Source organism: Geodermatophilus sp. SYSU D00758, from assembly GCF_054049955.1.
In genome coordinates this window covers 99053-115405 of the sequence record NZ_JBJGYK010000011.1, presented here as the reverse complement: position 1 = coordinate 115405, position 16353 = coordinate 99053, and the positions used below count along the sequence as shown (strand labels likewise).

Here is a 16353-nt window from a genome sequence, read left to right as displayed (position 1 = left end):
GGAGCCTGGCAGAGTCCACCCGGTCGCCGTCCGAGCGCCGCCCACCCGATCGCCGTTCCACCCGCTCACGGCCCCTGCACCGGACATCCCCGCGGCCCGGACGTCCGGGAGCGGGACGACGACCGGCCAGGACCCTCTCAGAAGGGCGGCCAGGGCAGCGCGGGCCAGTCGCCGCTGGGCTCGGGGTGCCGTCCCGTGCGCAGCAGCTCGGCCACCCGCTGCTGGGTGCGGCGGACCTCGCGCCGGGTGAGGTGCTCGTGCAGCTGCTCCCCGAGGTCGTCGCGCAGCTCGTCGGCCAGCCGCTCGAGCACGGCGAGGGCGTCGGCCGGCAGGCGCTGGCCGGCCCAGCGCCACAGCAACGTGCGCAGCTTGGGCTCCGCGGAGAAGCAGATGCCGTGGTCGACGCCGTGCACGTGCCCGCCGGGGATGGGGATGATGTGCCCGCCCTTGCGGTCGGCGTTGTTCACCACCGCGTCGAACACCGCCATGCGCCGCAGCCCCGGGTGGTCGAGCCGGACGAACGCGGTGAGGTCGACCGCGGGGTCGCCGTCCACCCACAGCTGCACCATGCCCGGGCCGAACGGGCCGTCGCGCAGCACGGTCGGCGGGACCACGCGCCAGCCGGTGGCGTCGGAGACCAGCGCGGCGGCGACCTCCCGGCCGGCGAGGGTGCCGTCGGGGAAGTCCCACAGCGGCCGCTCCCCCGCGACCGGCTTGTACACGCACTCGGCGGCCAGCTCGGCGGTGCGGACGGTGCCCACCAGCGTGACGTTGCTGGCGTCGAGCATCCGGCCCTCGAGGTCGATCTCGCCCGCGAGCAGGAGGGCGCGGGCCTCGTCGTCGTCGGCCGGGGCGCGCAGGTCCGACGCCGGGTCGGCGGGGCGCTCGGTCATCGGGCGTGCCGGTTCAGCGGCGGTAGCCGTTCTGCCGCGGGCAGACGTGCCCGGTGGGGTCCAGGGGCAGCGAGCACAGGGGGCAGGACGGCCGGCCGGCGGCCACGACCCGGCGGGCGCGGACGACGAAGGCCCGCGCGGCCGCGGGGGTGATGGTGACCCGCAGGGCGTCGGGGCCCTCGTCGCTGTCGGAGAGGATGGCCTCCTCGTCGATCGGCTCCTCACCGGCGGCGACGGCCTCGACGACGACGGCCTGGGCCTCGCCGTCCCAGGCCAGGCCCATGGCCGCGACGCGGAACTCCTCGTCGACCGGCGGGGTCAGCGGCTCCAGGTCGTCGACGTCGGCGTCGGGCGGGACCACTGCGCCGGGGCGGGTGGCGACCTCGTCGAGCAGCTCGCTCATCCGGTCGGCCAGGACCTGCACCTGGGTCTTCTCGAGCGCGACGCTGACCACGCGGCCGGCGGCGTCGGAGGCCTGGAGGTAGAAGGTGCGGTCACCGGGCTGCCCGACCGTGCCGGCGACGAACCGGGACGGGCGGTCGAAGAGGAAGACCTGGCGCGGCACGGTCCCAGGTTACGCGGGCCGACCCGGGCGGCCAGCCGGGGCGCGGCGCCCGCCCGACGGGTCCGCCGGGCCGCACCGCCAGGTCAGGCGGTCGCCCCGGCCCCGCCGCCGACGACGGCGTCGGAGTCCTCGGCCCGGCGTCGGCGCCTCTTCCTCCTCGGCGGGACGAGGGCGGCGACGTCCCCGCCGGTGTCGTTCATCCGCACCACGAACGGGCGGGTGTCGGTGTAGGTGACGACCGAGATCGACGCGGGGTCGACGACGATCCGCTGGAACTGGTCGAGGTGGATGCCGAGCGCGTCGGCGAGCACGGCCTTGATCACGTCGCCGTGGCTGCAGGCGAGCCAGACCGCGTCGGGGTCCAGCCGGGCGTTCCAGTCCCGGACGGCGGCGACCGCGCGGGCCTGGGTCTGGGCCAGGCCCTCCCCCTCCGGGCCGGGGAACACCGCCGCGGAGGGGTGCTGCTGCACCACCTTCCACATCGGCTCCTTGACCAGCTCCTTGAGCGGGCGGCCGGTCCAGTCGCCGTAGCGGCACTCGCCGAACCGCTCGTCGGTGGCCGGCTCGAGGTCGCGCCCGGCCAGGACGGCGTCCGCGGTCTGCCGGCAGCGCTCCAGCGGGCTGCTCACCACGGCCGCCAGCGGGACCGGCGCCAGCCGTTCCGCGACCGCGCGCACCTGGGCCTCGCCGGTCTCGTCGAGCCGGACGCCGGGGCTCCACCCGGCGAGCACGCCCCCGGCGTTGGCCGTCGTGCGGCCGTGCCGCAGGAGGATGACGGTGGTCACGACGCCCGAGCCTAGGCGGTCGGGTCGGCGCCCCGCCCGGCCGTGATCACGGGGATCGTGCTCGGCGACACGCCGGGTGCGGCGCGGCGACGTGCCGGACGTCCATGATCACGGCCGGGGCCGGGGGCCGGGGGCCGGGGGCCGGGGGCAGGGGGGTCGGCGTCAGGGGGCCGGGGACGGGTCCGGGGCGGTGACCCCGGTCGGGTCGAGCACCCCGGCGCCGACGAGCGCGAGCAGCGCCAGGCCGAGCACCACCCGGTAGACGACGAACGGGGTGAAGCTGCCGCGGTCGAGGTAGCGCAGCAGCCAGGCGATGACCACCAGGCCGATGCCGAAGGCCAGCACGGTGGCCAGCAGGGTCGGCCCCCAGTCGACGGTCTCCCCGGCCACGCCCCCGGTGAGCGCCTCGTAGACCTGGAAGAAGCCCGAGCCGAGGACGGCGGGGACGGCGAGCAGGAAGGAGTAGCGGGCGGCCGCCGACCGGGAGTAGCCGAGGAACAGCCCCATGGTGATCGTGCCGCCCGACCGGGACACGCCCGGCACGAGCGCCATGGCCTGGGCGAACCCGAAGGCGATGCCGTGGCCGACGGTGAGCTGGTCCAGCTCCCGCTTCTTGGTCCCGACCCGGTCGGCCCAGTAGAGCACCAGCGAGAAGGCGACCAGGGCGATCGCGACGATGCGCAGGTCGCGGAAGGTCGTCTCGATGCGGTCCTGCAGGAGCAGGCCCAGGACGACGATCGGGACGGTGCCGACGATGATCAGCCAGCCCATCCGGGCGTCCGGGTCGGAGCGCGCCGACCGGTCACCCAGCGACCGCACCCAGGCCGCCACGATCCGGCCGATCTCGCGGCGGAAGTAGAGCAGCACCGCCGCCTCGGTGCCGATCTGGGTGATCGCGGTGAACGCCGCGCCGGGGTCGCCCCAGCCGAAGGCCTCCCCCACGACGCGCAGGTGCGCGCTGGAGGAGATCGGGAGGAACTCGGTGAGGCCCTGGACGACGCCGAGGACGACGGCCTCCAGCCAGCTCATCGACCGGTCCGCCCGGCGACGGGATCGGCGGGACGGCGGGGCGGGTGCGGGGAGGCGGGCACGGGAGGCCAGCCTAGGGCCGCCGGTGCGGCATCCGCGTGCACCGGGAACGGGTTCGCGTCACACCCGCCCCCGCCGTCCCCGGCCCCCGTCGCGCCCCCGGCCGGCCGCGGGGCGCGGCGGTAGGTTGGCCCCCCGTGGAACAACGCGCACTCGGGCGCAGCGGGCTCGTGGTCTCCCGCCTCGCACTGGGCACCATGACCTGGGGCCGGGACACCGACGAGGACGAGGCCGCGATGCAGCTGACCGCCTTCGTCGACGCCGGCGGCACGCTGGTCGACACCGCCGACGTCTACTGCGACGGCGAGAGCGAGCGCACGCTGGGCCGGCTGCTCTCCGACGTCGTCCCGCGCTCCGACGTGCTCGTCGCGACCAAGGCCGTGGGGCGCACCGCGCCCGGCCCCATGGGCCGCGGGGCCTCCCGCGGGCACCTGCTGGCCGCCCTGGACGCCTCCCTCGAGCGGCTCGGCCTCGACCACGTCGACCTCTGGCAGCTGCACGCCTGGGACGACACCACCCCGCTGGAGGAGACCCTGGCCGCCTGCGACGCGGCGGTGGCCTCGGGCCGGGTGCGCTACGTCGGGGTCAGCAACTTCACCGGCTGGCAGACCGCCCAGGCCGCGACCTGGCAGCGGGCGTGGCCGGGCCGGGTGGCGGTGGTGAGCACCCAGGTCGAGTACTCGCTGCTGCAGCGCGGGGTGGAGCGCGAGGTCGTGCCGGCCGCCGAGGCGCTGGGGCTCGGCGTGCTGGCCTGGTCGCCGCTGGGCCGCGGGATCCTCACCGGGAAGTACCGGCACAGCACGCCGTCGGAGTCCCGCGCCGCCTCCCCGCAGTGGCAGGCGTTCATCGACGGGCTGCGGACGCCGGACTCCGACCGCATCGTCGAGGCGGTGATCACCGCCGCCGAGGGGCTGGGCACCACGCCGCTGGCGGTGGCGCTGGCCTGGGTCCGCGACCGCCCCGGGGTGACCGCGCCCGTGGTGGGGGCCCGCACCGCCGCCCAGCTGCAGGTCTCGCTCGACGCCGAGGCCGTCCGGCTGCCCGCCGCCATCCGCACCGCGCTCGAGGACGTCTCGGCGCCGCACTTCTCCTACCCCGAGCGGCCGTGACCGCGCCCGCCGACCCCGTCTTCGCCGCCTTCTGCGCCGCGGGCCTGTGGCCCGGTCTCGGCAAGCGGACCGCCGCGGAGCTGCCCGCCGCGGGCATCACCTCCCCCGACGACGTCACCGCCGACCGGCTGCTCAAGCTCCCCCGGGTGGGCCGGCAGCGCGCCGAGCGGCTGTTCTCCTCGTTCCTGTCGGCGCAGCCCACCTACGAGGTGGTCGGCCTGCTGGTGGGCGCCGGGCTGGAGGCGCGGCTGGCCGCCGGGGTCGCCGACGCCCTCGGCCAGGACGCCGCCCGCCGGCTGCGCGACGACCCGTGGGCGCTGCTCGGCCTGCCGGGGGTCTCCCTCGCCGACGCCGACCGGCTGGCCATCGCCGTCCTGCCCCGGGCCGACCGGCAGGACACCCGGCGCGGGCGGGCGGTGGTGGCCCTCACCCTGCGGACGGCGACCCGGGACGGGCACACCGTGCTGCCCGCCGACCTGGTGGTGGCCGCGCTGCGCGCGGAGGGCATCGCCGACCCGGCGGCCGCGGTGGTCGCGGCGGTGGAGTCCGGCGAGGTGCTCGAGCACGAGCCGCCGGAGCCCGAGCTCGACGAGGACGCCGACGTCGACGAGCTGCCCGACCCGGACCCGGCGCTGCGCACGTTGTCCCTGGCCCGCTTCGGCATGGCCGAGGAGGCGGTCGCGGAGAACGTCGCCCGGCTGGCCGCCACGGCCGAGCGGATCGCCGACCCGGCCGCCGTCCGCTCGGTGGCCAAGGGGCTGGACGAGGCGCAGCGGGCCGCGGTCGCCCAGGTGCTGGGCGCCGGCGTCTCGCTGCTCACCGGCGGGCCGGGCACCGGCAAGAGCCGCACCGTCGCCGCCGTGGTGTCGCTGCTGCGCTCGAAGGGCACCGAGGTCGCGCTGGCCGCCCCGACCGGGCGGGCGGCCAAGCGGCTGGAGGAGCTCACCGACCACCCCGCGGTGACGGTGCACCGGCTGCTCGGCGCGCAGGGGACGACCGGCGGGTTCGCGCGCAACGAGGAGTGGCCCCTCGACGCCGACGTCGTGGTCGTCGACGAGGCGTCGATGCTCGACGTCGAGCTGACCGCGGCCCTGCTCGAGGCCTGCGCCGACGGCACCCACCTGCTGCTCGTGGGCGACCCCGCCCAGCTGCCCTCCATCGGCCCCGGCCACGTGCTGGGCGACCTGATCGACTCCGGCGTCGTCCCGGTCACCGAGCTGACCACCCTGTACCGGCAGGCCGAGGGCGGGGCGATCGCCCGGCTGGCCAACGCCGTCCGGGCCGGGGAGCTGCCGCCGGTGGACTCCCCCGACCGCGAGGTGGTCGTCGTCCCGGCGACCGGCAGCGCGGAGGCCGCCAAGCGGGTGGTGCAGCTGGTCACCGACTCCATCCCCCGGGCGCTGGGCATCGACCCGGCGACGGTCCAGGTGGTGACGCCGGTGCACCGCGGCCCGGCCGGGACCATCGAGCTCAACAAGGCGCTCAAGGCGCGGCTCAACCCGGGTGACGGCACGGTGTGGGGCTTCGACGTCGGCGACCGCGTGGTGGCCACCGCCAACCACCTCGACCTGGAGCCGATCGGCTTCGCCAACGGGGAGGTCGGCGTGGTCACCGGCACCGGGGACGGCGCCCTCGACGTGGCGTTCGCCTCCGGCCCGGTGACGGTCAGCGGGCAGGCGCTGGGCGACCTGCGGCACGGCTGGGCGATCACCGTGCACCGCGCGCAGGGGTCGGAGTGGCCCGGGGTGGTCGTCGTGCTGCCGCCCGAGGCCGGGGGGATGCTGTCGCGGCCGCTGGTCTACACCGCGCTCACCCGCGCGCAGCGGCACCTGTCGATCGTGCACGCCTCGGGTGCGGCGCTGGCGCGCGCGGTCCGGGAGGTCGACGTCCGCCCGCGGCGCACCCGCCTGACCCGGCTGCTGACCGAGGACGCCGGCTGAGGGCGCCCCTCCCGTTCCACCTGGCATGGGAAGCTTTTCCCGCGTCCGCGGGCCGTTGACGTGGGAAGAGCTGCCTGTGCCGGGCCCGCGGGGCTCAGTCGCGGCGGGCCAGGGCGGCCCGTGCCGCGCACAGCAGCCGCCGGGTCGCCGACTGCAGCTGCCCGGCGCAGGTCAGGGGCTGCGGGAAGGGCACCCGCAGGTCCCGGTGGCCGGTCGGCCGCTCGATCCGCAGCCGGTAGCCGAAGCGGTCGACGCCCAGCGGGCGGACGACGTCGCGGGGGCCGAGGTCGCCGGCCGGGATGCGGCTGCGCAGCAGGGCGAGGACCTCGGGGTGGTCACGGTCGAGGTGGCCCAGCATCGCGGCCTCGACGCCGGCCAGGGGGTCGGGACGGGCGGCGGTGAACTCCGCGGGCGGGATCTCGGTGCAGCGGGAGCCCTCGCGCAGGACGACCTCGGCGAAGTCCAGGCGCAGCAGGGTGGTCGCCGTCCCGACGTCGAGCAGCTGCTCGGCGGGGCGGACGGCGGCGAAGGCCAGCGCCGCCTCGCGCCGCACCGGCTCGGGGACCGCGGCCAGCCAGCCCGACAGCCACACCTGGGCGCGCACCGGCTGCCGCAGCGGGACCGGCGCGGGGTCGCTGACGAGCAGGGCCGCGGTGAGCTCGCCGCCGGCCCCCTCGAGCGCGGTGGTGACCTCGCCGCCGGAGGGCACCAGGACGAGCACGTCGCCCTCCGTGGTGGTCGCCGCGGCCAGGGGCCGGCCGGCGGGCAGGTCGCGCACGCACAGCGCGGCGGCCACGCGGGTGGCGACCGTCCGCGCCCGCTCGGCGGGTCCGGCGGCCACACCCAGCGGCACCTGCATCGGGCTCGTCGTCAACGCGGGACCTCCGGCGTTCCGGGAATGAGTTAGGCCAGCCTAACCACACTTCCGGCTGGGGCGGAAGCCCAGGTGTGGCACCGCCCACCGCGGGGCAGCACCGGTCCGCCACGGCGGACCACCGGGAGGGGCGATGGGCGCGGGAACCGGCGGCACGGACGACCAGGACGGGACGGCGTTCGTCTTCGCACCGTCCCCCCTGCTGACGGTGACGGTCGAGGCGGACGGCGACGGCGGGCCGGAGATCCACCTGCACGCCGGCGGCCAGGGTCACTGGATCGCCCGCATGCTGGTGACCCTCGGCGTCCGGACGACGCTGGCCGCGCCCTTCGGCGGTGAGACCGGCTCGGTGCTGCGCCACCTCATCGCCGACGAGGGCATCGCGGTCCGGGCCACCGACCAGCTGCTGCCCAACGGCGCCTACGTGCACGACCGCCGCGGCGGCGAGCGCGCGGAGGTCGCCCAGATGGCCCCGCCGGCGCTGTCCCGGCACGAGGTCGACGAGCTCTACACCGCCTCGCTGGCGGCCGGGCTGGACGCCGACGTCGCCGTGCTGGGCGGCGCCCACGCGCCGCACACCGTGCCCGCCGACACCTTCCGCCGGCTGGTGGCCGACCTGCGGGCGGTCGAGGTGCCGGTGGTGGCCGACCTCTCCGGTGACGCGCTCACCGCGGCCGTGGCCGGTGGGCTCACCGTGCTCAAGGTCAGCCAAGAGGACCTCGTCGGCGACGGCCGCGCCGAGAGCGACGAGCCGAAGGTCCTCGTCGCGGCCATGCGGGCGCTGGCCGAGGAGGGCGCCGAGGCGGTGGTCCTCTCCCGCGCCGGGGACCCCGCGCTGGCGCTGGTCGACGACGAGGTGCTCGCGGTGCACGCCCCGACGCTGCAGCTGGAGGACCACCGCGGGGCCGGCGACTCCATGACCGCCGGCATCGCCGCCGCCCTCGCCCGCGGGGGCGACCTGCGCCGGGCGCTCTGCCTCGGCGCCGCCGCCGGCGCGCTCAACGTCACCCGGCGCGGCCTGGCCACCGGGCACCGGGACGTCGCGGCCCGGCTGGCCGAGCGGGTCGTCGTCGAGCCGTTCCGGGAGGGCTGAGCCGTGCGCTGCCTGGTCACCAACGACGACGGCATCGACGCCCCCGGCCTGCTGCGGCTGGCGCGCGTGGCGGCCGACGCCGGCCTCGACGTGGTCGTCGCCGCCCCCGACGACGAGTACAGCGGCAGCAGCGCCGCCCTCACCGCCCTGGCCGACGGCGGCCGGCTGGTGGTGCACGAGCGGACGCTGCCCGGCCTGGCCGCCGAGCGGGTCCTCGCGGTGCAGGCCTCCCCGGGGTTCATCGTCTTCGCCGGCGTCCGGGACGCCTTCGGGCCCCGGCCCGACCTGGTGCTCTCCGGGGTCAACCGCGGGCCGAACACCGGGACGGCGGTGCTGCACTCGGGCACCGTGGGGGCCACCCTGACCGGGGCCACCCACGGGATCCCGGGGCTGGCGGTGTCGCTGGCCGCGGCCGATCCCGGTGAGTGGGACACCGCCGAGGAGGCCGCCCGCCGGGCGCTGCACTGGCTGCTGGACCACCCGGTGGGCCCGGCCGTGGTCAACGTCAACGTCCCCGACGTCCCCCGTGACCGGCTGCGCGGGCTGCGGTCGGCCCGGTTGGCCCACTTCGGCGCCGTGCAGGCCGACGTCGGCGAGACCGGCGAGGGGTTCGTGACCCTCACCTTCAGCGAGGTGCCCGAGGAGCCGGCTCCCGACAGCGACGTCGCGCTGCTGCGGGAGGGCTGGGCGACGGTGAGCGTGCTGCGGGCCCCGTGCGAGGCCGCCGACGTCGATCTCGGCGGCCTCGGGGGCTGAGGGTCAGGACGCGGGCGGCGGCCCGCTGTCGCGCTCGATCGCGCGCCGGGGGCCACCCACCAGGCGGGCCCCGGGCAGGGCCCGGACGAGCGCCCAGAGGACCCCGGACAGCAGCGGCCCCCACTCCCCGCGCGCGGCGCTGCGGACCACGGTGCCGCCCAGCAGCGCCGCGTACACCACCAGGACGAGAACGACCAGCGGCCGCCGCGAGGGCCGGCGCTCCCGGCCCCGGGTGACCGCGCCCTCGACCCGGGCGGCCTCCCCGGCCGCAGCCCGTGCCGGCGCACCACCTCCCGGTAGAGGTCCGGCTCGGGGCCCGGCCGCAGCCTTCCCCAGGACCACCCCCGCCCGCCGATCCACCAGGCCGGCAGCGGCAGCCCTCCTGCGATGAGCCCCAGGGCGGTCCAGGCGGCGGTCACCCGCGCGAGGCTGCCGGTGCCCGGACCACCCGTGCCGGCCGGTCACCCGGCGGGGTGCCCGGCCACCCCGCCGGCCCGGTGCCCTGGTGGGCCCTCCTCAGTCGAGGTCGGGGTCGTCCTCCACCGGGACGTCGGCCTCCTGCTCCAGGACGTCGGCGTCGTCGGCCTCGCGGTCCCCCACGGGGTGCACCGGGCCGCCGGTGCCGCGTGGGCGGGCGACCAGCTGCTGGTCCAGCGCGTCGGCCTCGGGGACGTCCTCCGGCGGCGGCGCGGCGTCGCCGGCGATCGAGATCTCGGGGACGTCGACCAGGTCCTCCTGCTCGGCCCGGTCGGCGTCGGGCACGTCGGTGCGGGGCTCGGTCACGGCCACCTGCCTCTCGTCGTCGGGTCGTGCGGTCCGTGCCCATCCTGCCCGCCGCTGCGGGGACCGGCAGGCCGGGCGCCCGTCACGCGTGGCGGGCGAGGTGACGCTCACGTGACCGGCAGGCGACGGGCAGGCACAATCGGCCGGGTGGAGGCGGTCGCAGGGGATTACGAGTTCGCGCCGCTGCGGATCCCACCGGGCACGTCCCGGTCCGCGGCGGCGACCATGCTGAGCCTGCAGGCGGACACGGGGGGCTGGGAGCTCGCCCGGCTCCAGCTGCACGCCGACGGCACGCGCAAGGCGATCCTGCGCCGGCGGGCGCGGCTGTCCTACCTGCCCAAGCCGCACATCTGAGCGCGACGCTTTTCGCTTGACCCGGAGCCAAGCGAAGCGGACGCTCCCGGTGTGACCCGCGCCACGCGCCCCTACCGGATGGAGGAGCGTGCGCGGGCCGTCGAGCGCACCCGGGAGCGCATCCTCTCCGCCGCCCGGGCGCGGTTCACCGCCCTCCCCTACGACGAGGTGCGGCTGGCCGACGTCGCGGCCTCGGCCGGGGTCACCCAGCAGACGCTGCGCAACCACTTCACCTCCAAGGAGGGCCTGTTCCTGGCCCTCGTGGCGGCCCTGGCGCCGGAGATCGAGGCGCTGCGCGGCCCGGTCTCCCCGGGTGACGTCCCCGGCGCCGTCGCGGCCCTGCTGCGGCAGTACGAGGCGCTGGGGGACGCCAACGTGCGGCTGGTCGCGGCCGCCGAACGGATCCCGGTGGTGGCCCGGGGCGTGGAGTTCGGCCGGGCGGCGCACGCGGCCTGGCTGGAGGAGGTCTTCGCCGGCGCGCTCCCGGCCGAACCGCGGTCGCGGGCCCGGGCGGTGGCCGCGCTCTACGCGGTCTCCGACGTCGGCACCTGGAAGCTGCTGCGCCGCGACCTCGGGCTCGGGCGGTCCGACGTCGCGGCGGTCCTGGAGGTCCTGCTCCGGGCCGCCCTCGAGGCGGCCCCCGCACCCTGAGGAGACCGGCGTGCGCGTGCTCGTGGCCCTGTGGGACGGCGGTGGCACCGTCCCCCCGGAGATGGGTGTGGTCCGCCGCCTCGTGGCACGGGGGCACGAGGTCCGGGTGCTGTCCGACCCGGTGCTGGTGCCGCAGGTGGCGGCCACCGGGGCCGCCTCCCGGCCGTGGCGGCGGGCGCCGGCCCGGCGGTACCCCGGGGACCCCGACCTGGTCGACGACGCCGGCTGCCGGACCCCGCTGCAGGTGCTGACCCGGATCCTCGACGGGGTGGTCGCCGGCCCCGCTGCCGCCTTCGCCGCCGACGTCTGCGAGGCGTCGGCCGAGCACCCCGCCGACGTCGTCGTCTCCGACGGGGCGCTGCTCGGCGTGCTGGCCGCCGCGGAGTCCCTCGGCGTCCCGTCCGTGGCGCTCTGCCCGAACGTCTACCTCCGGCCCGCCCCGGAGCTGCCGCCCTTCGGCTCGGGCCTCCCCCCGGCCCGCGGGCCCCTGGGCCGGGGCCGCGACCGGCTGCTGGCCCGGCAGGCCACCCGGCTGTGGGACCGCGGGCTCCCCGCGCTGAACACGGCCCGGGCCGGGCTCGGCCTGCCGCCGCTGGCCGGGCTGTGGGACCAGTGGGACGCCGCCGCCCGGGTGCTGGTGCTGACCTCCGCCGCCTTCGACCTGCCGGCCCGGCTGCCGGGCAACGTCCGCTACACCGGCCCGCTGCTCGACGACCCGGGCTGGGCGCCCCGGATCGACCCGCCGGCCGGCGGCGGGCCCCTGGTGGTCGTCGGGTTCTCCACCACGCGCCAGCGCGGCACCGTCGACGTGCTGCGCCGGGTGGTGGCCGCGCTGGACCGCTCGCCGGTGCGGGCCGTGGTCACCACCGGCCCGCACGTCGACCCCGCCGCGGTGCCGGGCGGCGACCGGGTGGCCGTCGTCCGGGCGGCCGCGCACGGCCCGCTGCTCGCCCGGGCGGACGCCGTCGTCACCCATGCCGGCCACGGCACCCTGCTCAAGGCGCTGGCCGCGGGTCTGCCCACGCTGTGCCTGCCCCTGGGCCGCGACCAGCGGGACAACGCGGTCCGGGCCGTGCGGCTCGGGGGCGCGCTGCGGCTGCGCCCCACCGCCTCCCCGGACCGGATCGCCGCCGCCGTGCACCGCCTGCTCACCGACCCCCGGCTGCGGGCGGACGCCCGCCGGGCCGGCGCCCGCCTCTCGGCCGACGCCGCCCGGCCGGAGCTGGTCGAGCAGATCGAGGCGGCCGCGACCGCCCGTCCCGTGCGGGGGTGAACGCCCAGGTCAGGGCAGCAGGACGACCTTGCCGACGGTGCTGCGGTCGGCCAGCTGGGCGAGGGCCTGCGGGGCCTCGTCGAGCGGCCGCACCGCGCCCACCAGCGGGTCGACCTTCCCCTCCCCGACCAGCGCGACCAGCGCGTCGTGCGTCGCGGCGATCAGCGAGGGCTCCATCTTCCGGTACAGCCCCCAGTGCAGGCCGACGACGCTGTAGTTCTTCACCAGCGCGTGGTTGGCCGGCGCCTCGGGGATCCGGCCGCTGGTGAAACCGACCACCAGGAGCCGGCCCTCGAAGGCGATGCACTTGCGGCTCCGGTCGAACACGTCGCCGCCGACCGGGTCGTAGACGACGTCGGCGCCGCGGCCGCCGGTCACCTCCTTGACCACCGGCACGAAGTCCTCGGCGGTGTAGTCGACGACGTGGTCGGCGCCGAGCTCCCGGCACACCTCCACCTTGCGCGGCCCGCCGGCGGTGGCGATCACCCGCGCGCCGGCGGCCTTGCCCAGCTGGATGGCCGCCGAGCCGACGCCGCCGGCCCCGGCGTGCACCAGCAGCCACTCCCCCGGCTGCAGCTGGGCCCGGCGGTGCAGGCCGACGTGCCCGGTCTGGTAGGTCAGGTAGAGGGCGGCGGCCTTCTCGTCGGACAGCGAGTCCGGGACCGGCCAGGCGTTGTCGGCGTCCATCAGGGCGTACTCGGCGAACGCGCCGGGCCCGCCGGAGGGCGACCCGATGACCCGCTGCCCGGTCTCCACGACCTCGCCGCACAGCTCCACGCCGGGCGTGTAGGGCAGCGGCGGCTTCTCCTGGTAGACGCCCTGCGCCATGAGGACGTCGGGGAAGTTCAGCGCCGCCGCCCGGACGCGGACCAGCAGCTGCCCCTCGGCCGGGGTGGGCTGCTCGACCTCGTCGAGGCTCATGACGTCGGAGGGGTTGCCGAGCTGGTGGACCCGCCATGCGCGCATGCCCGCGACCCTGCCAGACGCCCCGGTGACCGTCGTCACCCGGTCCCGATCGCGGCCCGCGCGCCGCCGTGCCACGCTGCTCCGGACGAACGGCCGCCCGGAGGTCCGGCGGCCCGGGGAAGGACACATGAGCGAGCACCTGAGCGACCGGCTGCGCTTCCTGCGCGCGTTCTTCGCCAACCCGCGCCAGGTCGGCGCCGTCCTGCCCACCTCCCGCTGGGCGGTGCGGGGCATGCTCGACCTGGCCGACCTGTCCGCGGCCGGCCTGGTCGTGGAGCTGGGGGCCGGCACCGGCGTGCAGACCGGCGAGATCCTGGCCCGGCTCGCCCCGGGTGCCCGGCTGGTCTCCCTGGAGATCGACCCGGACCTCGCCAAGCTGCTCGACGCGCGCTACGACGACCCGCGGCTGCAGGTCGTGTGCGACTCGGCGGAGAACCTGGACACCCACCTGGACGGGCAGCGCGCCGACGTCCTCGTCTCGGCGCTGCCCTACACCTCGTTCGACGCCGGGCTGCGGCGGCGGGTGCTGGACCTGCTGCCCCGGGCCCTGGCGCCGGACGGCGCGCTGCTGGTCATCCAGTACTCGCCGATCATCGCCGGCGAGCTGCGCCGCCGCTTCGGGTCGGTGACGCGGACGATCACCCCGTGGAACGTGCCCCCGGCGTTCCTGTTCGCCTGCCGGGAGCCCCGGGTCTGACGCCGAGGGACCCCGGCCCGGCGCGCGGCCGGGCCGGCGCTCCCCGGGGCTAGCGCATCGACGGCGGCCGCAGCGCCTCCGGGACGACGGCGGTCTCGCCGGCCGCCGTCCGGGCGCTCGGGACGCCCTTGAAGCGGTAGGGCACCGTGCCCACGCCCGGCTGGACGACGTAGGCCGCGCCGGGCTCGCCCTGCTCCCACGCCATGACCATGGCCTGCGCGACCTCGTCGGCCGAGAGGACCGGGAAGCCGGCGGCGGTGAACTGGTCGCGGATGCGGTCGATGATCGCGGTGTCGGCGAAGCCGGGGCAGATGGCGGAGATCCGGATGCCCTCCCGCTCCAGGCGGGGCGCCATCGACCGGACGAACGCGATCGCGCCCCCCTTGGCCACGCTGTAGCCGGGGTCGGTGGCCATCGGCGAGAGCCCGGCCAGGGACGCGGTCACCACGATCGCTCCCCCGCCGGCCCGCTGCAGGGCCGGGCGGGCGGCCACGGTGCCGTAGACGACCCCGAACAGGTCGACGTCCACCACCCGCATGAACTCCTCGAGGTCCAGGGCGTCGTCGCTCTTGGCCGCCGAGATGCCGGCGTTGAGGTAGGCGGCGTCCAGCCGGCCGTGCTCGGCCTCGACCTGCGCGACGACCGCCTCGTTGGCGGCGCGGTCGGTCACGTCGAGGGCGACGAACGGGCAGCCGAGGTCGGCGGCGACCTGCCGGTTGCGCTCGCTGTCGAGGTCGGCGAGGACGGCGGTGACCTCGCGCTCGCGCAGCCGGGTGGCGAGGGCGCGGCCGAAGCCGCCGGTCCCCCCGGTGATCAGCGCGACGGAGCCGGGGCGGGGTGTGCTGTCGGTCACCCGGGCATCACACCACGGGCCCCGGCGTCCCACCCGGGCACCCTCGCCGGCACCGCCGGCCCGCCCGCTCCCGGCCCCGCGCCACGCGCCTCGCGACCCGCGCCTCTGCGCCTCTCCGCCTCTGCGCCTCTCCACCTCTGCGCCTCTGCGCCTCTGCGCCTCTGCGCCTCGCGATCATGGAGTCCCGGGAGCGACTCGCCGGGCCGCCGCGGCGTGCCGGTTCCCCGACATCACGATCGCGGCGACGAGGGCGGAGTGCGGCGGCGCGCCGGCCGGCGTCAGCAGGCGCGGAGGAAGCGGTCGAGCACGCGGACGCCGAAGCGCAGCGACTCGACCGGGACCCGCTCGTCGATGCCGTGGAAGAGCGCGGCGAAGTCCAGGTCCGGCGGCAGCCGCAGCGGGGAGAACCCGAAGCAGCGCATGCCGAGGCGCTCGAAGCTCTTGGCGTCGGTGCCGCCGCTCATCGTGAACGGCACGGGACGGGCGCCGTCGTCCTCGGCGCGGAGGGCGGCGACCATCTGCTCGACCAGCGGGCCGTCGAAGGTGGTCTCGACGGCCTGGTCGTGGACGATCCAGTCCCGCCGCACGCCCTCACCCACCAGGTCGGCCAGCTGGCGCTCGAACTCCTGCTCCTGGCCGTGCAGGAAGCGGCCGTCGACGGTGGCGCTCGCGGTGCCGGGGATGACGTTGGCCTTGTAGCCGGCGCCGAGCATCGTGGGGTTGACGGTGTTGCGCAGCGCGGCGCCGATCATCCGGCTGATGCTGCCGAGCCGGCTCAGGGCCTGCTCGGGGTCGTCGGGGTCGATCTCGATGCCGTAGGCGTCCTCGACCGCGGCGAGGAACTGGCGCATCGGCGGGGTCAGCACGGTCGGGAAGCGGTGCGCGCCCAGCCGGGCGACCGCGGCGCACAGCCGGGTGACGGCGTTGTCGTCGTGCACGAACGAACCGTGGCCGGGCTTGCCGCCGGCGGTCAGCCGCATCCACGCCAGCCCCTTCTCGGCGGTCTGGACCAGGTACAGGCGCAGGTCGTCGCGGACGGTGATGCTGAACCCGCCGACCTCGCTGATGGCCTCGGTGCAGCCCTCGAACAGGTCCGGGTGCTCCTCGACCAGGAACCGGGCGCCGAGCCGGCCGCCGGCCTCCTCGTCGGCGACGAAGGCGAGCACCACGTCCCGCGGGGGCCGCGTGCCCGTGCGGGCCCAGTCCCGGACCAGCGCCAGCACCATGGCGTCCATGTCCTTCATGTCGACCGCGCCGCGGCCCCAGACGTAGCCGTCGCGCTCCTCGCCGGAGAAGGGGTGCACGCTCCACTCGGCCGCGTCGGCCGGCACGACGTCGAGGTGGCCGTGGATCAGCAGGGCGTCGCGGCTGCGGTCCTGCCCGGGGATGCGGGCCACCAGGCTGGCCCGGCCGGGCTCGGACTCGTGGACGACGCTGTCGATGCCGACCTCGTCGAGCAGGCGGGCGACGTGCTCGGCCGCCGCGCGCTCCCCCTTGCCGGTGGCGGTGTCCCCGGTGTTCGTGGTGTCGATGCGGATGAGGTCGCTCAGCAGCTCCGCGACCTCGTCCTCGGCGCGGGTGAGCGGCTTCTCGGTCGGCTCCGACATGCCGCCGATCGTGCCACCCGGGGGTGTGCCGACCCCGGTGGCGGCTCGGTTATGCTGGCTCTTGT

General features: G+C 77.2%; 18 protein-coding genes. 8 read left to right on the top strand and 10 right to left on the bottom strand.

Annotated elements, in window-relative coordinates; genetic code table 11:
• Positions 1-137: 137 nt before the first annotated feature.
• From ACI8AC_RS10340 to ACI8AC_RS10325, 4 genes are all read right to left on the bottom strand, one after another.
• A complete protein-coding gene (locus tag ACI8AC_RS10340; protein ID WP_456897671.1) occupies positions 138-893 on the bottom strand; it encodes an SCO1664 family protein in 756 nt (251 codons plus the stop codon).
• Positions 894-906: 13 nt separating this feature from the next.
• Positions 907-1458 (bottom strand): DUF3090 family protein, encoded by a 552-nt coding sequence (locus tag ACI8AC_RS10335; protein ID WP_456897670.1) that lies wholly within the window; start codon positions 1456-1458, stop codon positions 907-909.
• Between the two features lie 83 nt (positions 1459-1541).
• Positions 1542-2243, bottom strand: coding sequence for a histidine phosphatase family protein (locus ACI8AC_RS10330; protein WP_456897669.1), 702 nt, complete (start codon positions 2241-2243; stop codon positions 1542-1544).
• A gap of 162 nt (positions 2244-2405) precedes the next feature.
• The gene (locus ACI8AC_RS10325; RefSeq protein WP_456897668.1) at positions 2406-3272 is read right to left on the bottom strand and encodes an undecaprenyl-diphosphate phosphatase; all 867 of its coding nucleotides are present in this window, start codon (positions 3270-3272) and stop codon (positions 2406-2408) included.
• Positions 3273-3469: 197 nt separating this feature from the next.
• On the opposite strand from ACI8AC_RS10325, the gene ACI8AC_RS10320 reads away from it, so the two are divergent.
• Together ACI8AC_RS10320 and ACI8AC_RS10315 are read left to right on the top strand one after the other, a co-directional pair.
• On the top strand, positions 3470-4441 hold the full coding sequence (locus tag ACI8AC_RS10320; protein WP_456897667.1) for an aldo/keto reductase: 972 nt from the start codon (positions 3470-3472) through the stop codon (positions 4439-4441).
• Complete coding sequence (locus tag ACI8AC_RS10315; protein WP_456897666.1) at positions 4438-6381, top strand: AAA family ATPase; 1944 nt, start codon at positions 4438-4440, stop codon at positions 6379-6381. Before ACI8AC_RS10320 ends, ACI8AC_RS10315 begins: the two co-directional genes overlap by 4 nt.
• Before the next feature lie 94 nt (positions 6382-6475).
• Here ACI8AC_RS10315 and ACI8AC_RS10310 read toward each other — a convergent pair whose 3' ends face one another.
• Entirely contained in the window at positions 6476-7255 is a 780-nt protein-coding gene (locus ACI8AC_RS10310) for a DUF2470 domain-containing protein (RefSeq protein WP_456897665.1), read from the bottom strand.
• 133 nt (positions 7256-7388) lie between these two features.
• On the opposite strand from ACI8AC_RS10310, the gene ACI8AC_RS10305 reads away from it, so the two are divergent.
• Together ACI8AC_RS10305 and surE are read left to right on the top strand one after the other, a co-directional pair.
• Complete coding sequence (locus ACI8AC_RS10305) at positions 7389-8348, top strand: PfkB family carbohydrate kinase (RefSeq protein ID WP_456897664.1); 960 nt, start codon at positions 7389-7391, stop codon at positions 8346-8348.
• Between the two features lie 3 nt (positions 8349-8351).
• A complete protein-coding gene (gene surE, locus ACI8AC_RS10300; protein ID WP_456897663.1) occupies positions 8352-9104 on the top strand; it encodes a 5'/3'-nucleotidase SurE in 753 nt (250 codons plus the stop codon).
• Positions 9105-9107: 3 nt separating this feature from the next.
• Here surE and ACI8AC_RS10295 read toward each other — a convergent pair whose 3' ends face one another.
• Complete coding sequence (locus ACI8AC_RS10295; RefSeq protein WP_456897662.1) at positions 9108-9281, bottom strand: hypothetical protein; 174 nt, start codon at positions 9279-9281, stop codon at positions 9108-9110.
• A gap of 339 nt (positions 9282-9620) precedes the next feature.
• Positions 9621-9893 carry a hypothetical protein gene (locus tag ACI8AC_RS10290; RefSeq protein ID WP_456897661.1) on the bottom strand — a complete coding sequence of 91 codons (273 nt, stop codon included), beginning with the start codon at positions 9891-9893 and terminating at the stop codon, positions 9621-9623.
• A 141-nt stretch (positions 9894-10034) separates the two neighbouring features.
• Here ACI8AC_RS10290 and ACI8AC_RS10285 point away from each other — a divergent pair, with 141 nt between their 5' ends.
• The 3 genes from ACI8AC_RS10285 to ACI8AC_RS10275 are packed head-to-tail and all read left to right on the top strand — an operon-like array spanning position 10035 to position 12165.
• Positions 10035-10241: a DUF5703 family protein gene (locus ACI8AC_RS10285; protein ID WP_456897660.1), complete on the top strand. Its 207-nt coding sequence runs from the start codon at positions 10035-10037 to the stop codon at positions 10239-10241.
• 51 nt (positions 10242-10292) lie between these two features.
• Positions 10293-10892, top strand: a complete 600-nt coding sequence (locus ACI8AC_RS10280) for a TetR/AcrR family transcriptional regulator (RefSeq protein WP_456897659.1) — start codon at positions 10293-10295, stop codon at positions 10890-10892.
• A gap of 10 nt (positions 10893-10902) precedes the next feature.
• On the top strand, positions 10903-12165 hold the full coding sequence (locus tag ACI8AC_RS10275) for a glycosyltransferase (RefSeq protein ID WP_456897658.1): 1263 nt from the start codon (positions 10903-10905) through the stop codon (positions 12163-12165).
• Between the two features lie 9 nt (positions 12166-12174).
• Here the strand turns inward: ACI8AC_RS10275 and ACI8AC_RS10270 are convergent, their stop codons facing one another.
• Complete coding sequence (locus tag ACI8AC_RS10270) at positions 12175-13131, bottom strand: NADPH:quinone oxidoreductase family protein (RefSeq protein ID WP_456897657.1); 957 nt, start codon at positions 13129-13131, stop codon at positions 12175-12177.
• Positions 13132-13258: 127 nt separating this feature from the next.
• Between ACI8AC_RS10270 and ACI8AC_RS10265 the strand changes: the two genes are divergently transcribed.
• A complete protein-coding gene (locus ACI8AC_RS10265; protein WP_456897656.1) occupies positions 13259-13828 on the top strand; it encodes a class I SAM-dependent methyltransferase in 570 nt (189 codons plus the stop codon).
• Positions 13829-13877: 49 nt separating this feature from the next.
• On the opposite strand, the gene ACI8AC_RS10260 is transcribed toward ACI8AC_RS10265, so the two are convergent.
• Together ACI8AC_RS10260 and ACI8AC_RS10255 are read right to left on the bottom strand one after the other, a co-directional pair.
• Entirely contained in the window at positions 13878-14681 is an 804-nt protein-coding gene (locus tag ACI8AC_RS10260; protein WP_456897655.1) for an SDR family oxidoreductase, read from the bottom strand.
• 278 nt (positions 14682-14959) lie between these two features.
• The gene (locus ACI8AC_RS10255; protein ID WP_456897654.1) at positions 14960-16288 is read right to left on the bottom strand and encodes a M20/M25/M40 family metallo-hydrolase; all 1329 of its coding nucleotides are present in this window, start codon (positions 16286-16288) and stop codon (positions 14960-14962) included.
• Between the last annotated feature and the right edge of the window lie 65 nt (positions 16289-16353).